The sequence below is a fragment of the Streptomyces sp. NBC_01546 genome, from assembly GCF_045208355.1.
Classification (GTDB): Bacteria; Actinomycetota; Actinomycetes; order Streptomycetales; family Streptomycetaceae; genus Streptomyces.
On record NZ_CP109379.1, the window covers coordinates 2,093,649 to 2,112,948 of the forward strand.

Consider the following 19,300-nt stretch of genomic DNA (forward strand, 5'->3'; position numbering starts at 1 on the left):
CGTGTCCACCGCACCCGCCCTCCTCGTCATCGCCCACGGCAGCCGCGACCCGCGGCACGCGGCGACCGTGCACGCCCTCACCGGGCGCGTGCGGGCGCTGCGGCCCGGGCTGCGCGTCGAGACGGCCTTCCTGGACTTCAACACCCCTTCGGTGGGGCAGGCCCTGTCCTCGCTCTACCTGTCGGGCGTACGGGAGGTCGTCGCCCTCCCGCTCCTCCTCACCCGGGCCTTCCACGCGAAGTCCGACATCCCTGCGGCGCTGGCCGAGTCGACGGCCCGGCTGCCGGGGCTGTCGGTGCGGGTGGCCGACGTACTCGGCCCGTCCCCGCTGCTCGTCTCGGCCCTCGAACGCCGGCTGGCCGAGGCCGGACTCACCCCGGCGGACCGCGCCACCACCGCGGTGGTGCTCGCGTCCGCCGGCTCCACGGACCCGGAGGCGATCGCAGTGATCGCTGAAATCGCGCGGGAGTGGCGGCACACCGGTTGGTGCGCCGTGCGGCCTGCGTTCGCCTCCGCTGCCCTTCCCCGTACGGAGGACGCCGTACGGGCGCTGCGTGCGGAGGGCTTCGCGCGGGTGGCGGTGGCGCCGTACGTCATCGCCCCCGGGCGGCTCCCGGACCGCATCGTGGCGGGGGCCGAAGCCGCGGGTGCCGATGTCGTCGCGGACGTTCTGGGCCCTGCCCCTGAATTGGCCCGCCTGCTGCTGCGCCGCTTCGACGCCGCCGCCGTCTCCGCTCCCGCTGGGCTCCCGGCCCTGACGGCCTGAGCACCGCCTCCTGGGGCACCGCCCCAGACCCTCCCCCAGACTCCGTCCGGGGGGACCCCCACGCCTCAAACGCCGGCGGGGCTGGATTTGCTACGCGCGGGCCGCGGCCTCGTCGGCCAGGGCCGTGAGGTCCGTGATGGACATCGCGCCCGGCGGCAGACCCTCCCGGGCAAAGATGTTGGCCGCGTGCCGCAGCACGTCGTTCACCGGCGTCGGAACCCCGTGCAGCCGCCCCAGCAGGGAGATCTCCCCGTTGAGGTAGTCCGCCTCCACCGAGCCGGTGCCCCGCGCCAGGCTCTGCCACGAGGACCCGCCCCGGACCCCCGGCGGCTGGTCCACCTTCCCGTCGCGCGCGGCCGCCTGCTCCGCGTCCGAGGCGTAGGCGATACCGGCCGCCCCGAAGACCGCCTTCGCCTCGCGGACCGCCCGCAGCAGCAGCGCGGCCTTCGCCGGGTCCGGCTCCGGGCCGGTGGTCGCCTGGACCGCGTTGCCGAGGTTCCCCAGCAGCTTCGCGTACTTCCACCGCATCACGTCCTCGACCACCGGCGCCTCGAAGCCGGCCTTCCCGAGGTCCGCCGCGACCGCGCGCGCCGGCGCGTCCGCGCCGCCCGCCGCCAGGCCCACGTGCAGGATCCCGGTCAGCGGCGCGCACAGCGCCGAGACCACGCCCGGCTCCAGGAACGTCGCGGGCAGCCACACGCACACCCCGTACACCCGCGCGAAGCGCCGCAGGGCCAGCCGCTCGCTCTCCACGCCGTTCTGCGCGCACAGCACCGGCAGCCGCTGCGCCGCCGTCCCGCCGCCCGCGACCTCCGCGTCGCCCCACGCGTCGAGCGCGGCGATGGCGTCCTGGGTCTTGACGGCCAGCAGCAGTACGTCGTCCGGGCGCAGTTCACCCAGTTCGGCCGGTCCGGTGACCACGGGCAGCCGGTGCACCCGGGTCCCGTCGGCCGTCGTGAGCCGCAGACCGTCCGCCCGCAGGGCCTCCGCGTGCGCGCCGCGCGCGACGAGGACGACCTCGCCGCCCGCCTCCGCGAGCCGTCCGCCGATGGTGGCGCCTACCGCGCCCGCGCCGATGATGATGTAACGCATGCCTACGAGCCTGGCACATCCCGCCCCTCGCGATACCGTCGGGGCATGGTGGATGAGATATTTGCGCTCGGCGGGGATCTGCCCGTGAGACGGCTCGGCTTCGGTACGGGCGGCCTGGTGGGGCCCGGCTACTGGGGCCCGCGCGGCGGGCGCGCCGAGGCCCGGGCGCTGCTGCGCACGGCGGTGGAGCGCGGGGTCACCCTCATCGACACCGCCGACAACTACGGCCCCGACCTGGCGGAGGAGCTGATCGCCGAGGCCCTGCACCCGTACGGGGAGCAGCTCGTCATCGCCACCAAGGGCGGGGTGGTGCGCACCGGCCCCGACCAGTGGCATGTGGCGGGCCGCCCGGAGCAGTTGCGGGAGATGTGCGAGGCGAGCCTGCGGCGGCTGCGCGTGGAGCGGATCGGCCTCTACCAGCTGCACCGCTTCGACCCGTCGGTCCCGATGGCCGAACAGCTGGGCGCGCTGGCCGATTTGCGGGCGGAGGGCAAGATCCGGCACATCGGGCTGGACACGGTCACCGCGGGGCAGCTGCGGTCGGCACGGGAGTCGGTGCCGGTCGCCGCGGTCCAGAACGCGTACAACCTGCTCGACCGCGGCTCGGCGGAGGTGCTGGCGCTGTGCGAGGCGCACCAGATCGCCTTCCTCCCGTACTACCCCCTGGGCAGCGGCTCCCTGACCCGTGAGAGCGCGGCCGCGGTCAGTGCGGTGGCCGCCGCACACGGTGCGAGCCCGGGCCAGGTGGCGCTCGCGTGGCTGCTGCACCGCTCCCCCGTCCTGTGCCCGACGCCGGGCACCGGTTCACCCGCCCACCTGGCGGAGAACCTGGACGCGGCGACGGTGCGCCTCACCGCGCGGGAGCTGGAACTGCTGGACGCGCTCGGCTGAGGCCTGAGGCCTGAGGTCCCCGCCCCGCCCCGTCCCGCCCCGCCCCGCCCCGTCCCCGGGTCAGGCTCCGGTGAGTTCGACGAGCTTGACGACCGTGTTCCAGTTGCGGGTGGTGACGTCGATGCCCTTGACGACGGCGGGCTTGGCGAGGGCCTCGCCCAGTTTCGAGCGGCCCATGCCGTTCGGGGCGTAGAGGTAGAGGACGCGGTCGCCGAGCCGGTACTCCTCGGGGAGGTACGCCGTCTGGTCGAGGGCGGCGAACCGCTCCGGGCCGGGCTGTTCGGAGAAGAAGGTGGCGTGGAGCTGCTTTCCCTCCAGCTCGGCGGCCGGGAAGGGGCAGGCCTCGGCGACGGCGCTCAGGTACGCGCCGTCCACGACCAGGCAGGCCACCCGGAAGCCGAAGTGGGCCTCTATGGCCGCCTCCAGCTCCCGGGCGAGCGCCTTCGGGTCCTCCTTCGCACTGCTGAAGACGGCGTTGCCGCTCTGCAGGTACGTCTGTACGTCGCCGTGGCCGAGCCCCTCCAGTACGGAGCGCAGCTCCGCCATGGGGACCTTCTTGCTCCCGCCGACATTGATCCCGCGCAGCAGCGCCGCGTATTTCTTCGCCATGAAGGCACCGTAGGGGGTGTCTATGACAGTTCGGCCTCGATGAGGTCGGCGGCCTGTCGTGTGCCGCCCTCGGTGGCCATCTGTGCGCGGACCTCCTCGCAGCGGGCCGCGACGCCGGGGTCGGAGAGCAGGGCGAGGACCGCTTCCCGGAGGGTTGCGGCGTCCGCCTGTTCCATCGGGACGTGCCGGGCCACGCCGAGTGACACCAGCATGTCGGCGTTGCCGAACTGGTCGACGGCCTGCGGGACGGCGACCATCGGGGTGGCGGTGGCGAGGCCCTCCTGGCTGCCGCCGGCGCCCGCGTGGGTGATGAAGGCGTCGGCCTGGCGCAGGATGTCCAGCTGGGGAACCCAGCGGTGGACCTCGACGTTGGCGGGGATCGTCCCGAGGTCGGCCTCGTCGGTGAACTTGCCGATCTGCAGGACGACGTGCCAGTCGGGCAGGTCCCCGAAGGCCTCGGCGCAGGCACGGTAGAAGGCGGGCTGCTTGGTGAAGGCGGAGCCGAGGGAGACCAGCAGCACCTTCCTGCCCTCGGCCGATTCCGGGCGCTGCCAGCGCCCCTGGGTCGCCGTACGGTCGCCGTGGCAGGCGCCGACGAAGGTGTAGACGGAGGTGTCGACGCGGTCGGCGTTCGGCTGGAGTGCCCGGGGGATCAGGACGACGCTGCGGCGCGGGCGGCCCTGGAAGCTGTCGACCTGGTCGCCGAGGCCGTTCTCGGTCAGCCAGGCGGCGAACCGGGCGTAGTAGGCCTGTCCGCGCTCGGATGCCTTGAGGTCGGCGAACATCGGTCCGGCCACTTCATCCTCGTACCCCTCCCAGGCGACCAGGTTCGGGGAGAGGGAGACGGCGGGGACTCCCCAGCGGTGGGCGAGCACGGGCGCCGGGTAGGCGGTGATGTCGTGGATGACGAGGTCCGGTTCGTCGCCCTCGAAGGCGGCCGCGAGCTGCGGGAGCGCCTGGACGGCGTCGTTGAGGAAGGGTTCGAGGTTGTCGATGAGCTCGGTGCCCCAGGCCTCCGGTTCGCCGTCGGTGGGGAGGGTGGAGTTCCAGATCACCGGGGTGGCGCCGGTCTCCGCGACCTTCTCGGCGAAGGAGGCGGGGATCGCGTAGCTGACGCGGTGGCCCCGGGCGACGAGTTCCCGGATCACTTCGATGCTCGGGTTCACGTGCCCGTGGGCGGCGATGGAGAACATGGCGATGTGTGCGGGCTTGGCGGAGGTCATGATCCGACCATAACGAGACGAGACGTCTCGTGCAATCTGTTTATGCTGCGCGGGCCCTACCTCTGGTACCGCGCCAGTACCCGGTTCCCGTCCCCCACCAGCCGTTCCTCGAGCTCGGCGAGGTCGATCGCCCCGCTGTAGAACTCCTGGAGCGCCGGGGTCGCGACCTTGTCCTTCCACTCCGGATAGCCGCGCGCCGACTGGGCCGGCGCCGGGCGCAGCCCGCCCGCCAGGGCCGTGCCCGTGGCCCAGCCGAGCTCGGGCGTGCGCAGGGCCGGGTCGGCCAGCGCCCGCGTGCCGGTCGGCAGCATCCAGTCGCCGCGGGCCAGGCGGACCATGTTGGCCGGGCCCAGCAGGAAGTCGATGAAGGCCGCCGCCTCCTTCTTGTGCGGGCTGTCCTGCGCGATGGAGAGGGTCTGCGGGCTGACTCCCTGCGCCAGGCCGTCCGCCCCGGCCGGGGGCGGCAGCACCTGCCACGCGAAGCCGGGCGGCGCCTGGCGCACGATCTGCTGGCGGTACGAGAACCCGAGCGGCACCATCGCGTACCGGCCGCCGAAGAAGCCGGGCAGGGTGTCGGAACCGCCCATCCCCAGGGTGGCCCGGGAGGCGCTGTGGTCGGTCTCGGTCAGGGCCCGGATGGTGGCGGGGACGACCGCGTCGCCCTCGGACCAGCGGATGACGGCCTTCCCGCCGGCGTCGCGGTGGAAGAGCCGGCCGCCCGCGGACAGGCCGAGGTTGAGGGTGGCGGAGACCGGGTCCTTGAGCGGCCAGGCCACCCCGTACCGGCCCTCGGCGGTCAGCTGCCGGGCGGCCGTACGGAACTCCTCCCAGCTCCAGGGGGCTTCGGGGGTGGGGATGCGCACCCCGGAGGCGCGCAGCAGCTCGGTGTTGGCCATCAGGACCCGGGGTTCCTGGAGGAAGGGGACCCCGTACACCCCGCCGTCGGCCCCGAAGGTGACGGACTCCCAGGAGCCGGCCGGGATGTCGGCCTTGAGCCGTTCGGAGAGCAGGGGCCGCAGGTCGGCGAGGTAACCGCCGTAGGCGAAGTCGGCCAGGTCGTCGGAGGCGTCGTGGATGACGTCGGGGGCCTCGCCGCCCTCGAAGGAGGTCAGCAGCTGGTCGTGGACGCTGTTCCAGCTGCCCTGCACGTACTGGACCTGGACCTCGGGGTGGGCGGCGTTCCATTCCGCGACCAGGGCCTTGTTGGCGTCGACGGACTCCTTCTGCCAGGCGAGCGACTGGAAGCGCAGCCGCACCACGCCGTCGAAGTCGCCGCGCGGCGCGGAGCAGCCGCCGAGCAGCCCGGCCAGCAGCGCGAGAGCGAGGGCCCCGGCCCGCCATCCGCGGATCCCCATCAGCTCTTCACCGCCCCGGCCAGCATGCCGCCGGTGATCCGCTTCTGGATGACGGAGAAGATCACCAGGGAGGGCAGGGTCGCGAGGAAGGCCGCGGCGGCGAGCGGGCCGAGGTCGGCGGCGCCCTCGGCACCCAGGAAGTGGGTCAGGACGACCGGCAAGGTCTGCTGCTCCGGGGTCTTGAGGAGGACGAGGGCGAAGAAGAACTCGTTCCAGGCGGTGATGAAGGCGAACAGCGCGGTGGCCACGATGCCCGGCGCCAGCAGGGGCGCGACCACCGAGACGAGGGTGCGCAGCCGCCCGGCCCCGTCCATCGCCGCCGCCTCCTCCAGTTCGGGCGGGACGGCGCGCACGTAGCCGACGAGCATCCACAGCGCGAACGGCAGCGACCAGACGACGTAGACGAGGATCAGGCCCGGTACGGAGTTGACCAGGTGGAGGTTCTTCAGCACCAGGAACAGCGGGATGATCACCAGGACGAAGGGGAAGGCCTGGCTGATCACGACCCAGCCGGTGGCGGCGGTGGCCAGCCTCCCCCGCCTCCGGGCGAGGACGAAGGCCGTCGGGGTGGCCAGGACGACCGCGAGCACGGCGGCGCAGACCGCGGCGATCAGGCTGTTCAGCGCCGCGTGCGCCAGCGGCTGCTCGGCGAAGGCCTGCCGGAAGTTGCCGAGGGTCGGGTCCTTCGGGATCCAGGTGGGGTGCAGGCTGCCGAGCTCGCGCGCGGGCTTGAAGGCGGTGGAGAGCAGCCACAGGAACGGGAACGCGAGGAAGACGAGGTAGGCGGCGAGCGCCGTGTACTGGGCGGCCCTGGTACGGGTGTTGGTGCGGTTGTGTGCGCGTCCCATCAGGTGTCGCCTCCCCGGAGCCGGCCGGCCAGGTACACGGCGAGCAGGACCGAGATCACCGCGACCATCACGCAGCCCATGGCGGCGGCGTACCCGAACTGCCCGTAGCGGAAGGCCTCCTCGTACGCGAAGAGCATCGGCAGCCGGGTGCGGCCGCCGGGCCCGCCGTTGGTCAGGACATAGACCAGGGCGAAGGAGTTGAAGTTCCAGATGAAGTTCAGGGCCGAGATGGACAGCGCCACCGGACGTATCGCGGGCCAGGTCACCGTCCGGAAGCGGCGCCAGGCCCCGGCGCCGTCGAGGGCGGCGGCCTCGTGGAGCTCGTGCGGGGTGTTCTGCAGGCCTGCGAGCAGCGCGACCGTGGTCTGCGGCATGCCCGCCCAGATGCCGACCACGACGACGGCGGGCAGGGCGGTGGCGAGGCCGCTGAGCCAGTCGGTGTCCCCGGCGAGCCCGAGGCCGGACAGGGTCTCGTTGAGCACCCCCGCGTCGGGGTGGTAGACGAGCCGCCACATGATGCCGACCACCACCTCGGGCATGGCCCAGGGGATGATCGCGAGAGAGCGGGCCAGCCACCGGAAGCGGAGGTTCTGGTTGAGCAGCAGGGCCAGCCCCAGGGCCAGCAGGAACTGCGGGACGGTGACCCCGGCAGCCCACAGCAGGCCGATCCGGAAGGACTCCCAGAACAGCCGGTCGTGGAGCAGGTCCTGGAAGTTCAGGATCCCGGCCCACTGGGTGGGGGCGGTGCGGCCGGACTGGGAGTCGGTGAAGGCGAGGGCGATGCCGTACAGCAGCGGGCCGACGCTGAGCAGCAGGATGGGAATCAGGGCGGGCAGCACCAGGAACCAGGCCCCGTGGTCGGCGCGGCGGCCCTTGCGCACGGGGGCGGCGGCGGTCACCTTCACCCCCTTCCCGGGGGATCGTCCGGATCCGTTGCGGTCATCGTGCGCAGGGCCTGATGGCGCGTCAAGGCAGTGCACACGCGGATGGGAGACTTGGCGCATTCACGACGATCCGGATCCGGAGTACGAGATGGACGAGGCGCGGGCCAGGGACGTACTGGCGGCCGCAGGCCTGGGCGGCGGCGCAGCCTCGCTGCTGGCCCTGGGCGAGAACGCGGTCTTCGCGGCCGGGGAACTGGTGGTGAAGGTGGGCCGCGCGGACCCGGCCCTGACGGCGCGGGCCGAACGCGAACTGGCCGTCGCGTACTGGCTGGAGCGGGCCGGGATTCCGGCGGTCCGCGCGGCCGAGCCCGAGCCGCGGCTGGTGGCGGGGCACCCGGTGACGCTGTGGCACCGGCTCCCGGACGCGGTGCGTCCCGCGGCGCCGGAGGATCTCGCGGTGCTGCTGCGGCGGATCCACGCCCTGTCCGCGCCGCCGTTCCCGCTGGCCGCGCGGGATCTGCTGGGCGGTGTCGAACGCTGGCTGCGGCTGGCCGGCGATGCGATCGACCCGGCGGACGCGGCGTACCTGCGGGCCCGCCGCGACGCCTACGCGGGCGAGGTGGCCGGGCTGGTGCCGCATCTGCCCCCGGGCCCGATCCACGGCGACGCCCTGCCCCGCAACGTGCACGTCGGCCCGGACGGCCCGGTCCTGGTCGACCTGGAGACCGTCTCGGCCGACCTGCGCGAGCACGACCTGGTGGTGATGGCCCTCTCCCGCGACCGGTACGGGCTGCCCGCCGAGTCCTACGAGGCGTTCGTGACGGCGTACGGCTGGGACGTCCGCGAGTGGGAGGGCTGCGCGGTGCTGCGCGGGGCCCGTGAGACGGCGAGCTGCGCCTGGGTGTCCCAGCACGCGCCGACCAACCCGAAGGCGCTGGCCGAATTCCGCCGCCGGGTGGACTCCCTGCGCGAGGGCGCGTCCGAGGTCCGCTGGCACCCGTTCTAGGCGTGTTTCACGGTCAGGCAGCCGTCCCGGCCGTCCCGGCGGTTTCGCTGACCGCCAGGGCGAAGGCCTCCGCCTGCGCGGAGGGCCGCAGACGGTGGCGGATGAGGCCCAGCTCGGAGTCGGGCAGGCCCTGCACCGGGACGAAGGTGAGGGAGTCGCGGCGCCCGTGGTAGTCGGCCGTGGACCGGCACAGCAGCATGGCACCGCGGTTGGCCGCCGTCAGACTCAGCCCTTCCTGGAGCGTGTTGACGCTGGGCCCGGCCGGTACGGGCAGGCCGCCCGGGGTCAGGCCGGGGGCCTGGGCCCGCCGCCAGTACTCGGGGGCTCCGCCGTCGATGCCGATGAGCCGGCAGTCGGCGAGTTCCTCGGCGGACAGCGAGTCCCGGGCGGCGAAGGGGTGCCGGACGGACACGGCGAGGGTCTGCGGCTGCCGGGAGAAGACCGGGCCGAGGACGAGGTCGTCCTCGGCCACCGGCAGCAGGACCACCGCGCAGTCCACCTCCTGGCGGCGCAGCGGCCCGAAGGGGTCGGAGAGCGGGATCTCGACGATGTCGATCGCGCAGTCGGGATACCGGTCCCCGAACCGTGCGATCGCCCGGCTGAGGTAGTCGTCGACGGTGCCCTGGAAGCCGATGCGCAGTTCCCCGCCCATGCCCCGCGCGGCGGCCCGGGCCTCGTCGACCGTGGCGCGCAGGGCGTCGTACGCGGGGCGCAGGCCCGCGAGGAAGCTCTCGCCCAGCGGGGTCAGGCGCACCCGGCGGCTGGTGCGTTCGACGAGCGGGGCGCCGATGCGGCTCTCCAGGGAGCGCAGCAGCTGGCTGACCCGGCTCTGGGAGACGTACAGCCGCTCGCCCGCCCGCCCGAAGTGCAACTCCTGGGCCAGCACGAGGAATGTCTCCAGCTCGCGTATCTCGACACCGCTCATGGTTCCCTTTCTACACCGCCGCTCCGCGCGGCCGATCGAGTAGTCCCGCTTATCGAAGGATGAGGGATCGGCCGTTGTTCCCGCAGGTCGGGGCGGGTTGGCTGGTCGCATGGCACAGACTGAGGAAATTGCAGACACCACCGGGGTGTCGGAGCGGTCGGCGACCCGCGGCTGGCTGGGCGTGGCGGCGGTCGCGAGCGCGACGTTCACGGTGGTGACGTCCGAGATGCTGCCCGTGGGCCTGCTGACGCCCATCGGGGACGCGCTGAAGGTGACCGAGGGCACCGCCGGACTGACCCTGACCATCACCGGCCTGGTCGGTGCGGTGTCGGCGCCGCTGCTGACACCGCTGTTGGGGCGGTTCGACCGGCGGGCGGTGCTGTGTGCGCTGATGGCGGTCCTGACGGTGGGCAACCTGCTCGCGGCGTGGACGCCGAACTTCGCGGTGATGGTGGCCGCCCGCGTGCTGGTCGGTATCGGCATGGGCGGTGTCTGGGCGATCGCGGCGGGCCTGGCGGTACGTCTGGTGCCGCCGAAGTCGATCGGCTCCGCGACCTCGTTGATCTTCAGCGGTATCGCGGTGGCCTCGGTGCTCGGCGTCCCCGCGGGTACGTACATCGGTGAACTGGCCGACTGGCGGACGGCGTTCGTCACCGTGGGCGCGCTGGCACTGGTGGTCCTGGTCGCCCTGGCGGTGCTGCTGCCGCGGCTGCCGGCCGAGCAAGAGGTGCGGCTCAGCGGTGTGATGCGGCTGTTCGGCGAGGCGCGGGTGCGGACCGGACTGGCCGTGGTGGCGCTGCTGGTCACCGGCCACTTCGCCGCCTACACGTACGTGCGCCCCGTGCTGGAGGAGGTCTCGGGGGCGAGCGCCGGGATGATCGGCACGCTGCTGCTGGTCTACGGAGTCGCCGGTGTGGCGGGCAACTTCGCGGCCGGCGCGGGCGCCGGGCGCTCCCCGCGCTCCACCCTGCTGGTGATCAGCGCGGTACTGGCGGCCACGGTGGCGCTGGTACCGGTGCTCGGCGGCTCCGTCCTGACCGCCGGCGTGCTGCTCGCCGTCTGGGGGCTCTCCTACGGCGGCGTGTCCGTCAGCACCCAGACCTGGCTGCTGGCCGCGGCCCCCGAGGCGCGCGAGGCCGCGTCCTCGCTCTTCGTCGGCGTCTTCAACGGGGCGATCGCCCTGGGCGCGCTGGCCGGGGGGCTGGCCGCGGACGGCGCCGGGGTCACCGCGGTGATGTGGCTGGGCGGCGGGCTCGCCGTGGCGGCCCTTGCGGTGACGGCGCTGGGCAAGGCCCCCGCCTCCGGGCGCCTCTGAGACCGGCCCCGGCGCCCACCCCGGGCCGCGCCACCCCGATCCCGGGGCCGGCGGGGCCGGGCGCCGGGCCCACGACCGGCCGCCGCGGGACGGTCCGGACGGCACGGGCGGTACGGGCGGGCCTGCCCGTACCGCCCGTGGTGTTCATCCGCCGACGGCGGCGAGGAACTCGGTGATGAGCTCGGCCCACTCGGCCGGCCGCTCCGCGGCGATGGCGTGACCGCAGTCCAGCGTCGCCAGCCGGGCGCCCGGAATACCGTCCGCGAGTTCGCGGGAGTGAACGGGCGTGATGAGGAGGTCCCCGAGGGGCGAGACGACGAGGGCCGGGACCGCGATCCGCGCCAGGTCGGCCCGTACGTCGATGTCGTCGAAGAGGGCGAGCTGCGCGTCGGTGCCCGGCGGCATTCCGGCGGAGAACAGCTCGAGCTGTTCCTCGATCTCCTCGTGGGAGCGTTCGTCGAGCCAGCGGGTGCCGCCGACCACCAGAGAGAGATAGGAGGCCAGGACCCTGCTGTCCCCGCCCGGCGCGCCGAGTGCCCGCCAGGTGTCGATCACCAGCTTGAGGCGTGCGTTCGGACGGGCGAATCCGGCGGAAAGAACAAGAGCGGTAACCCGCTCCGGATGGCGCACCGCGGCGCGCACCGCGACTGACACACCCATGGAGAATCCAGATATGGCAAAAGAATGTACGCCGGATTGCACGGCGCTTTCCACAATGTGGTCGGCCAGCTGGTCGAGCGACAGCGGATGGTCCAGGAGCGGATTATTCCCGGAGCCCGGATAATCCGGGCCGATGACGGTTCGACGGCCGGCGAGACTTTCGAGGATCGGGCCGTAACTGTCCTCGACGTCACTGCCCGCACCGTGCGCGAGCAGCAGTCCTGGTCCGCTGCCACGCACGGTGACGGATTTCTGGGAGGGAAGCAGAGAGGTCATGTCCGAGATGTTAGCGAGGGCTCCGGGAAATACCTGAGGAATATCGCGCGGATCACATATTCCCACGTGTGACTACTTGATCGAGTAGTCCTCTTCCACTCACACGAGTAGTGGTGAACCGGATTGAGGGAAACGTAGGCTCCTGAGCATCGGACGGCACACATTCCGGCTGTCCGAATTAGCGAAGGAAGGCCGATGCTCGCAACACGCCAGCTCCCTCTGTCCGCCTACCAGCGGGACATTTGGGCTGCCGAGTCCACCGCGCCGGGTGACCCCCAGTTCAACGTGGTCATTCATGAGCGGTTGGCCGGCGATGTCGACGTGGACAGCTTGAAGGAATCGCTGGAAGGCGCCCTGCGGAACAACGACGCGTTCTCCCTGCGCTTCGACGAACAGGACGGAATCCCCTGCCAGTGGGTGGCCGGGACCGACACCGAGGAGGAGGCGGGCCCCTGGGTGCAGTACGTCGACTTCTCCGGCGCCGCCGACCCCGCGGCGGCCTGCGCGGCGTGGCAGGAGTACTCCTTCACGCACCCCTTCACCCTGCGGCGTTCGCGTCTGTTCACGGCCGCAGTGCTGCGTGAGAGTGCCTCGGTCGTCCACGTGCACCTCAACGCCCACCACCTGATCGCCGACGCCTGGGCCCTGAACCAGGTCAGCCGGCAGCTCTGGGAGCGCTACGCCGACCGCTCGGCCGCGGCCATGGCGGCCGGGACCGGGGCCCTGCCCGTGGACCGTCCCGCTCCCCCCTCCGTCACCGCGCTCGTCGAGGCGGACACCGCCTACCGTGCCTCCGGCGCCTTCGAAGAGGACCGGGCGTACTTCCGCGACGCGCTGAAGGGCGTCCAGCCCGCCCTGTTCACCCGCGCCACCGTGGCTCCCGCGGACGGCGCGCGGCGCCGGGCCCGGCACACCTTCACCGTCGAGGCCGACCTGGTCCGCCGCATCCGCGGCGGGGGCAGCTCCCCGTTCGCGTTCCTCGCGGCCGCCTTCGCCGCCTACTTCTCCCGCGTGCACCGCACCGAGGAGCTGGTGCTCGGCGTCCCCTTCCGCAACCGGCACTCGGACGCGGAGCTCGACACGGTCGGCCAGCTGGCCAACAACCTCCCGCTGCGCGTGCCGGTCGGCCCCACGGCCACCCTGCACGAGCTGGCCGCCTCCGTCCGCCGCACCACGGACGCGCTGCGCACCCACGAACGGCTGGCCCTGGGCGACGTGCTGCGCGACCTCCCGGCCGTCGGCGCCGGCTCCCGCAGGCTCTTCGACGTCACCCTCTCCTACCTGCGCCACCCCCGGCCCGCCCCGCTCCCGGGCACCTCGGTGGAGTCCGTCGTGCAGGCGCCCGTCCACCACCAGGACGCGCTGTCCGTGATGGTGCACGCCTTCGACGACGACGCCGACCTGCGGGTCGACCTCGACTACGCCGTCGACGTCTTCGACGAGGACTACCCCATCGCCTCGGTCGCGGGCCACCTGCTGCGCCTCATCGGCGCGGGTGTCGCCGAGCCCGGCCGGGCCGCGGCGACGCTGCCGGTCCTGGACGAGGCCGAGCACAAGGACCTCACTCAGCTGCGGCAGGGGCCCGACACCCCGTACGCCGACGACCGGACCGTGCACGGTCTGATCGCCGAGCAGGCCGCCCGCACCCCGGACCGGACCGCCGTCACGGGCGCCGACGGGACCCCGCCGCTGACCTACGCGGAACTCGACACCCGCTCCAACCAGGTGGCGCACGCCCTGCGCGCCCGGGGCGTGGGCGCCGGCGACCGGGTGGCCGTCCTCATGGACCGCTCCCCGCAGCTGATCGTCGCCCTCCTCGGCGTCCTCAAGTCCGGCGGCGCCTACGTACCCGTGGACCCCGGCTACCCCGCCGAGCGGATCGGCTTCCTGCTCCAGGACAGCCGGGCCAAGGTGGTGCTGACCGACAGCGGCACGCGGGTAGAGGACCAGGACGTCCCCGTGCTGCGCACCGACGAGCTGCTGACCGGCCCGGGCGAGCCGCTCGAGGACCCGGCCGGGCCGCGCGACCTCGCGTACGTGATCTACACCTCCGGCTCCACCGGCCGCCCCAAGGGCGTCATGGTCGAGCACCACTCGGTGATCAACCGGCTCGCCTGGATGCAGAAGGCCTACCCGGTCGGCGAGGGCGACGTCCTGCTCCAGAAGACGCCGATCTCCTTCGACGTGTCCGTGTGGGAGCTCTTCTGGTGGGCGATCGAGGGCGCGGGGCTCGCCCTGCTGCCCGTCGGCGGCCAGCGCGACCCGCGCGGGATCCTGCGCACCATCGCGGAACAGCGGGTCACCACCCTGCACTTCGTCCCGTCGATGCTGGGCCCCTTCCTCGACCTGCTCGAGGACAGCCCGGAGCTGCGCGCCGAAGCCGCCTCCCTGCGGCAGGTGTTCTGCAGCGGCGAGGCCCTGCCCGCCGCGCGCGTGGAGCAGTTCAACCGGGTCTTCGGGTCCCGCGGCGAGAGCGCCCCGCGTCTGGTCAACCTGTACGGGCCCACCGAGGCCACCGTCGACGTGTCGTACTTCGACTGCCCGACGGCCTCGGACGGGCCGGTCCGCCGGGTCCCGATCGGCCGCCCCATCGACAACACCCGGCTGTACGTCCTGGACGCGCACGGCGGGCTCCAGCCGGCCGGTGTCCCCGGCGAGCTGTGCATCGGCGGCGTCGGCGTCGCCCGCGGCTATCTGGAACGGCCCGAGCTGACCGCGGAGAAGTTCACCGAGGACCCCTTCGCCCCGGGCGGGCGGCTCTACCGCACCGGTGACCTGGCCCGCTGGCTGGCCGACGGCACCCTGGAGTACCTCGGGCGCATCGACGGCCAGGTCAAGATCCGCGGCAACCGGGTGGAGCTCGGCGAGGTCCAGAACCGGCTGGCCTCCGTGGCCGGCGTACGGGACGCGGTCGTGGTCGACCACCAGTCGGGCAGCCGGGGCACCTTGCTGGTCGGCTACTACGTCTCGGACGCCGAACTCAGCCCGGCCCTGCTGCGCGGCGAACTGGCCTCTGCACTGCCGGAGTTCATGGTCCCGGCACACTTCATCCGGATCGACACCATCCCCCTGACCCCGAACGGCAAGGCCGACCGCCGCGCCCTGCCCGCCCCCTCGGCCACCGCCGGTCCGCAGTACACGGCGCCGCGCAACGCCACCGAGGAGACGCTCGCCGCGATCTGGGCGGACGTACTGGAGGCGGAGCGGGTCGGGATCCACGACGACTACTTCGCGCTCGGCGGGGACTCCATCACGATGCTGCGCATCCGCGCCCGGGCCGAGAAGGCCGGCATCCTGTTCTCGCTGACGGACCTGGTGCAGCAGCCGACCGTCGCCCAGCTGGCCGCCAGGTCGGCCACCGGCGAGGCACCCGCCGGGCCCGCCGCCGAGCTCGCCCCGTTCGCCCTGGTCTCGGGCGTCGACCGGGCCCGCCTCGAGGGCCGCGCCGACGCCCACCCGCTCACCCGCCTCCAGCTCGGGCTGCTCTACCACAGCCGGGCCGAGCAGGATTCCGCCGTCTACCGCGACGTCTTCCAGTACAGCGTCACGGCCGCGTGGGACGAGGAGGGCTTCCGGCGCGCCTTCGAACGGCTCGTCGCACGCCACCCCGTACTGCGTTCCTCCTTCGACCTGGGCTCGTTCTCCGAGCCGCTCCAGATCGTGGACCACCAGGTGACCGGCGGCTTCGACGCCGTGGACCTGCGGGGCCGGGAGGAGGCCGCGGCGCTCGCCGAGATCCGGGCCCACGTCGACGAACGGCGCTACCACCGCTACGACTTCGAGCAGGCCCCGCTCTACCACCTGCGCGCACACGTCCGTGAGGAGACGCTGGAGCTGGTCCTCAGCTTCCACCACGCGATCCTCGACGGCGGCAGCGTGGCCACCCTGGTCGCCGAGCTGCTGCGGGACTACCTGCACGGCCTGGGCCACCCCATCGAGGCCGTGGCCGAGACCGGCCTCCCCTCGGCGGCGCACCACGTGCGCGCCGAACGCGAGGCCCTGGAGTCGGAGCCGACCCGCGCCTTCTGGCGCGAGCGGCTGCGGGACGCTCCGCTGCTGCGCCTCGAGGCCTTCCGCGGCCACGAGGCCCCGGGCCCGGACACGCAGATCACCAGGATCGTGGACCTGCCCGCCGAACTCACCGCGCAGGTCGGCCGGTTCGCCCGGGAGCGGACGCTGCCCGTGAAGTCGGTGCTGTTCGCGGCCCACTGCCTGACGCTGGGGCTGTTCTCCGGCTCCGACGACATCACCACCGGTCTGGTCACGCACGGCCGCCCCGAGCTGGAGGACGCCGACCGCATCGCCGGACTCTTCCTCAACACGATGCCCGTGCGGCTCGGTACCGCCGCCGACAGCTGGGCCGACGTGGTCCGGGCGGCCTTCCGGCAGGAGCAGCAGAGCCACGCGCACCGCCGCTACCCGCTGAGCGCGATCCAGGAGGACCGGGGTTCCACCGTCCTGGAGACCGCCTTCAACTACATCCACTTCCGCCAGCTGGCCGCCGTCTTCGAACTGCCCGGGGTCCGTCTCCTGGACTTCCAGACCTGGGAGGAGACCAACTTCCAGCTGCTGGTCAACGCGATGACCGACCCGGTGGACGGCTCCGTCCGGCTGCGGCTGGACCACCACGGGCAGACCTTCACACCGGCCCAGGCCGATCTGTACGCCGAGCGGTACACGGCGATCCTGGACCGGCTGGTCCACCACCCCGACGAGGCACCGGACTTTGGCTTCCTGGTGTCCGGGCCCGGACAGGCGGCGGCACGGCGGCAGGAGGCCGGCGCCGCACCGCTGGACGTCGTACGGGCCTTCGCCGCGCAGAGCGCCCGCACCCCGGACGCCACGGCCCTGGTCTTCGGCGACCGCCGCTGGACCTACGCCGAACTGGACGCGGCCGCCGACCGGGTGGCCCGCGAGCTGATCGCACTGGGCTCGCGGCCCGGTGACCGGATCGGCATCGCGATGGACCGCTCGCCGGAGACCGTCGCCGTCATCCTCGGCGTCATGCGCGCCGGGGCCGCCACCGTGCCGCTGGACGTCAGCTACCCGGTGGACCGGCTGACCGCGATGGTCGAGCAGGCCCGCCCGTTCCGGGTCATCGCGAACGCCGCGCACGGCGCGACCTTCGGCGCCCCGGGGCTCGTCCTCGCGGCCGAGGAGCTCTTCGCCGAGGACGGCGAACGGCCGTACCTGCCGCGGATCCCGGCGGAGGTGACGGAGGAGATCACCCCCGACTCCCTCGCCTACGTCCTGTTCACCTCGGGCTCCACCGGCGCGCCCAAGGGCGTGGCGATGCCGCACCGCTCGCTGGCCCACCTGGTCGCCTGGCAGAACGGCATCCCGAGCGGTGTCGTCGGCGGGGTCACCGCGCAGTACGCGCCGATGAGCTTCGACGTGTCCTTCCAGGAGATCTTCTCCACCCTCGCGGGCGGCGGCACCCTGCTCCTGCTCTCCGAGGAAGAGCGCCGCGACATGCCGGCCCTGCTGCGGCTGCTCGACCGGGCGGGCGTGGAGCGCATCTGCCTGCCGTACGTCGCCCTCCAGCAGCTGGCCGAGGCCGCGGACGCGCTCGGGCTCGCCCCGCGCTCGCTGCGGGCGCTGCTCTCCTCCGGCGAGCAGCTGCGCGTCACCGACGAGATACGCCGGCTGTGCGCGGCCCTGCCCGGGGTGATCCTGGAGAACCAGTACGGGCCGACCGAGTCGCACGTGGTGACCGCGTACACGATGCAGGGCGACCCGGCCGCGTTCCCGGCCCTGCCGCCGATCGGGCGGGCCATCGCCGGCTCCGCGGTGCACGTCCTGGACTCCCGGCTGCGTCCGGTCCCGGCCGGGGTGCGGGGCGAGCTGTACCTGTCGGGTGCCTGCCTCGCGGAGGGCTACGTGGGCCGCCCCGACCTGACCGAGGAGCGGTTCGTACCGCACCCGTCCCCCGCGGCCGCCGCAGCGGGCGAGCGCCTCTACCGCACCGGCGACCTGGGCTTCGTCCTGCCCGGTGGTGACGTGGTGTGCCTGGGCCGGGCCGACGCGCAGGTCAAGGTCCGCGGCTACCGTGTGGAGCCGGCCGAGGTGGAGCTGGCCATCACCCGCTTCGCGGCGGGCCACCCCGGCATCGCGGAGGCCGCCGTCGTGGCCCGCCGCCGGGAGGGCAACGACTCCTTCCTCGCGGCCTTCCTGACGGGCGACCCGGACGGCGCCGACCTCACGCTCCTGCGCAAGCAGCTGCGGACGGTGCTGCCCGAGTACATGATGCCCTCGCACTTCGAGTGGCTGGCGGCCCTGCCGCTGACGCCGAGCGGCAAGCGGGACGACAAGGCCCTGCGCGGCGCCGCGCTGAGCACGGGGGCCACCGCCGACGCCGCCGCGGCCCCGCGCGACGCCTACGAGGAGACCCTGGTGGAGATCGTCGGCGATCTGCTCCAGCTGCCCGCGCTGGGCGTGCACGACAACATCTTCGACCTCGGGGCGACCTCGCTCACCGCGATGCGCCTGGTGGTCCAGATCGAGCAGCGCTACGGGATCAGCGTCCCGCTCTCGGAGTTCGTGTCGGCGCCGACCGTGGCCGAGCTGGCCGCGCGACTGCGCTCGGGCGAGGCGATGACCGCCTTCGACCCGCTGGTGCCCATCCGCCCGGCCGGATCGAAGCGCCCGATGTTCTTCGTCCACCCCATGGGCGGGAACGTGCTCTGCTACGTCCGGTTCGCCAAGTACCTGGAGGAGGACCAGCCGTTCTACGCCCTGCAGGCGGCCGGCGGCGACCCCGGCACCGAACCGCTGCGCAGCGTCGAGGAGATCGCGGCCAGCTACATCGAGGCCATGCGCCGGGTGCAGCCGAGCGGCCCGTACGTCATCGGCGGCTGGTCGTTCGGCGGGTTCGTGGCCTTCGAGATCGCCCGGCAGCTGCGGGCGGCCGGGGAGGAGATCGCCCGGCTGGTGCTGCTGGACACCACCGCCCTCAATCCGGGCCGGCGTCTGACCACGGACGACGAGGCCCTGCTCGGCTGGTTCTTCTGGGAGCTGCTGTGGCTGCGGCGCGGGGGCGACTCCCCGCTGGAGCTCATCCCGGACCGGCTGACGACGCTGGAGGAGAAGTTCGACTTCATCGCCCAGCTCGCCATCGACGAGGGCGTGCTGCCCGCAGGGAGCACCGGGGCCGTCGTGCGGCGCCTGTTCCACGTGTACGAGGCCAACTGGAAGGCGGCGTTCGCCTACCGGCCCGAGGTGGTGGACCAGGACATGGTCCTCATCCACGCCGCGCAGCCGCTGCCCGGCGTACTCAACTCGATGCACACGGCCATCGAGAGCATGCACGCGGACCCCAGCAACGGCTGGCGCGAGCGCACCAGCGGCGCGCTCGACGTCGTGGACGTACCCGGCGACCACCTCACGATCATGGAGGAGCCCTACGTGGCCCACATGGTCCGGGTCGTCACCGAACTGATCGGACAGTGAG

The 19,300-nt window shown here is 73.2% G+C and carries 12 protein-coding genes and 1 pseudogene; 5 read left to right on the forward strand and 8 right to left on the reverse strand.

The annotated features are described in order from the left end of the window. The first annotated feature begins 1 nt into the window (after position 1). The gene (locus tag OHA89_RS09590) at positions 2-766 is read left to right on the forward strand and encodes a sirohydrochlorin chelatase (RefSeq protein ID WP_266614222.1); all 765 of its coding nucleotides are present in this window, start codon (positions 2-4) and stop codon (positions 764-766) included. A gap of 90 nt (positions 767-856) precedes the next feature. On the opposite strand, the gene OHA89_RS09595 is transcribed toward OHA89_RS09590, so the two are convergent. Continuing rightward, on the reverse strand, positions 857-1,858 hold the full coding sequence (locus OHA89_RS09595; RefSeq protein ID WP_266942775.1) for a ketopantoate reductase family protein: 1,002 nt from the start codon (positions 1,856-1,858) through the stop codon (positions 857-859). A gap of 45 nt (positions 1,859-1,903) precedes the next feature. On the opposite strand from OHA89_RS09595, the gene OHA89_RS09600 reads away from it, so the two are divergent. Then, positions 1,904-2,749, forward strand: a complete 846-nt coding sequence (locus OHA89_RS09600; RefSeq protein ID WP_257553666.1) for an aldo/keto reductase — start codon at positions 1,904-1,906, stop codon at positions 2,747-2,749. Between the two features lie 60 nt (positions 2,750-2,809). On the opposite strand, the gene OHA89_RS09605 is transcribed toward OHA89_RS09600, so the two are convergent. From OHA89_RS09605 to OHA89_RS09625, 5 genes and pseudogenes are all read right to left on the reverse strand, one after another. After that, positions 2,810-3,358: a DUF1697 domain-containing protein gene (locus tag OHA89_RS09605; protein WP_257553667.1), complete on the reverse strand. Its 549-nt coding sequence runs from the start codon at positions 3,356-3,358 to the stop codon at positions 2,810-2,812. Positions 3,359-3,378: 20 nt separating this feature from the next. Continuing rightward, positions 3,379-4,625: pseudogene (gene mgt / locus OHA89_RS09610) on the reverse strand (macrolide-inactivating glycosyltransferase). 12 nt (positions 4,626-4,637) lie between these two features. Further along, positions 4,638-5,936, reverse strand: coding sequence for an ABC transporter substrate-binding protein (locus OHA89_RS09615; protein ID WP_406365892.1), 1,299 nt, complete (start codon positions 5,934-5,936; stop codon positions 4,638-4,640). After that, positions 5,936-6,784: a carbohydrate ABC transporter permease gene (locus OHA89_RS09620; RefSeq protein WP_406365893.1), complete on the reverse strand. Its 849-nt coding sequence runs from the start codon at positions 6,782-6,784 to the stop codon at positions 5,936-5,938. The genes OHA89_RS09615 and OHA89_RS09620 overlap by 1 nt, the downstream gene beginning before the upstream one ends. Next, a complete protein-coding gene (locus OHA89_RS09625; RefSeq protein WP_406365894.1) occupies positions 6,784-7,788 on the reverse strand; it encodes a carbohydrate ABC transporter permease in 1,005 nt (334 codons plus the stop codon). The genes OHA89_RS09620 and OHA89_RS09625 overlap by 1 nt, the downstream gene beginning before the upstream one ends. 28 nt (positions 7,789-7,816) lie before the next feature. On the opposite strand from OHA89_RS09625, the gene OHA89_RS09630 reads away from it, so the two are divergent. Further along, positions 7,817-8,674 (forward strand): phosphotransferase enzyme family protein, encoded by an 858-nt coding sequence (locus tag OHA89_RS09630; protein WP_406365896.1) that lies wholly within the window; start codon positions 7,817-7,819, stop codon positions 8,672-8,674. Between the two features lie 13 nt (positions 8,675-8,687). On the opposite strand, the gene OHA89_RS09635 is transcribed toward OHA89_RS09630, so the two are convergent. Further along, complete coding sequence (locus tag OHA89_RS09635; RefSeq protein WP_257553673.1) at positions 8,688-9,599, reverse strand: LysR family transcriptional regulator; 912 nt, start codon at positions 9,597-9,599, stop codon at positions 8,688-8,690. Positions 9,600-9,708: 109 nt separating this feature from the next. Here OHA89_RS09635 and OHA89_RS09640 point away from each other — a divergent pair, with 109 nt between their 5' ends. Next, positions 9,709-10,914, forward strand: coding sequence for an MFS transporter (locus OHA89_RS09640; RefSeq protein ID WP_257553674.1), 1,206 nt, complete (start codon positions 9,709-9,711; stop codon positions 10,912-10,914). Between the two features lie 144 nt (positions 10,915-11,058). Here OHA89_RS09640 and OHA89_RS09645 read toward each other — a convergent pair whose 3' ends face one another. Continuing rightward, entirely contained in the window at positions 11,059-11,850 is a 792-nt protein-coding gene (locus OHA89_RS09645; protein ID WP_266614233.1) for an alpha/beta fold hydrolase, read from the reverse strand. Positions 11,851-12,045: 195 nt separating this feature from the next. Here OHA89_RS09645 and OHA89_RS09650 point away from each other — a divergent pair, with 195 nt between their 5' ends. After that, complete coding sequence (locus OHA89_RS09650) at positions 12,046-19,299, forward strand: non-ribosomal peptide synthetase (protein WP_266614235.1); 7,254 nt, start codon at positions 12,046-12,048, stop codon at positions 19,297-19,299. Position 19,300 lies beyond the last annotated feature (1 nt).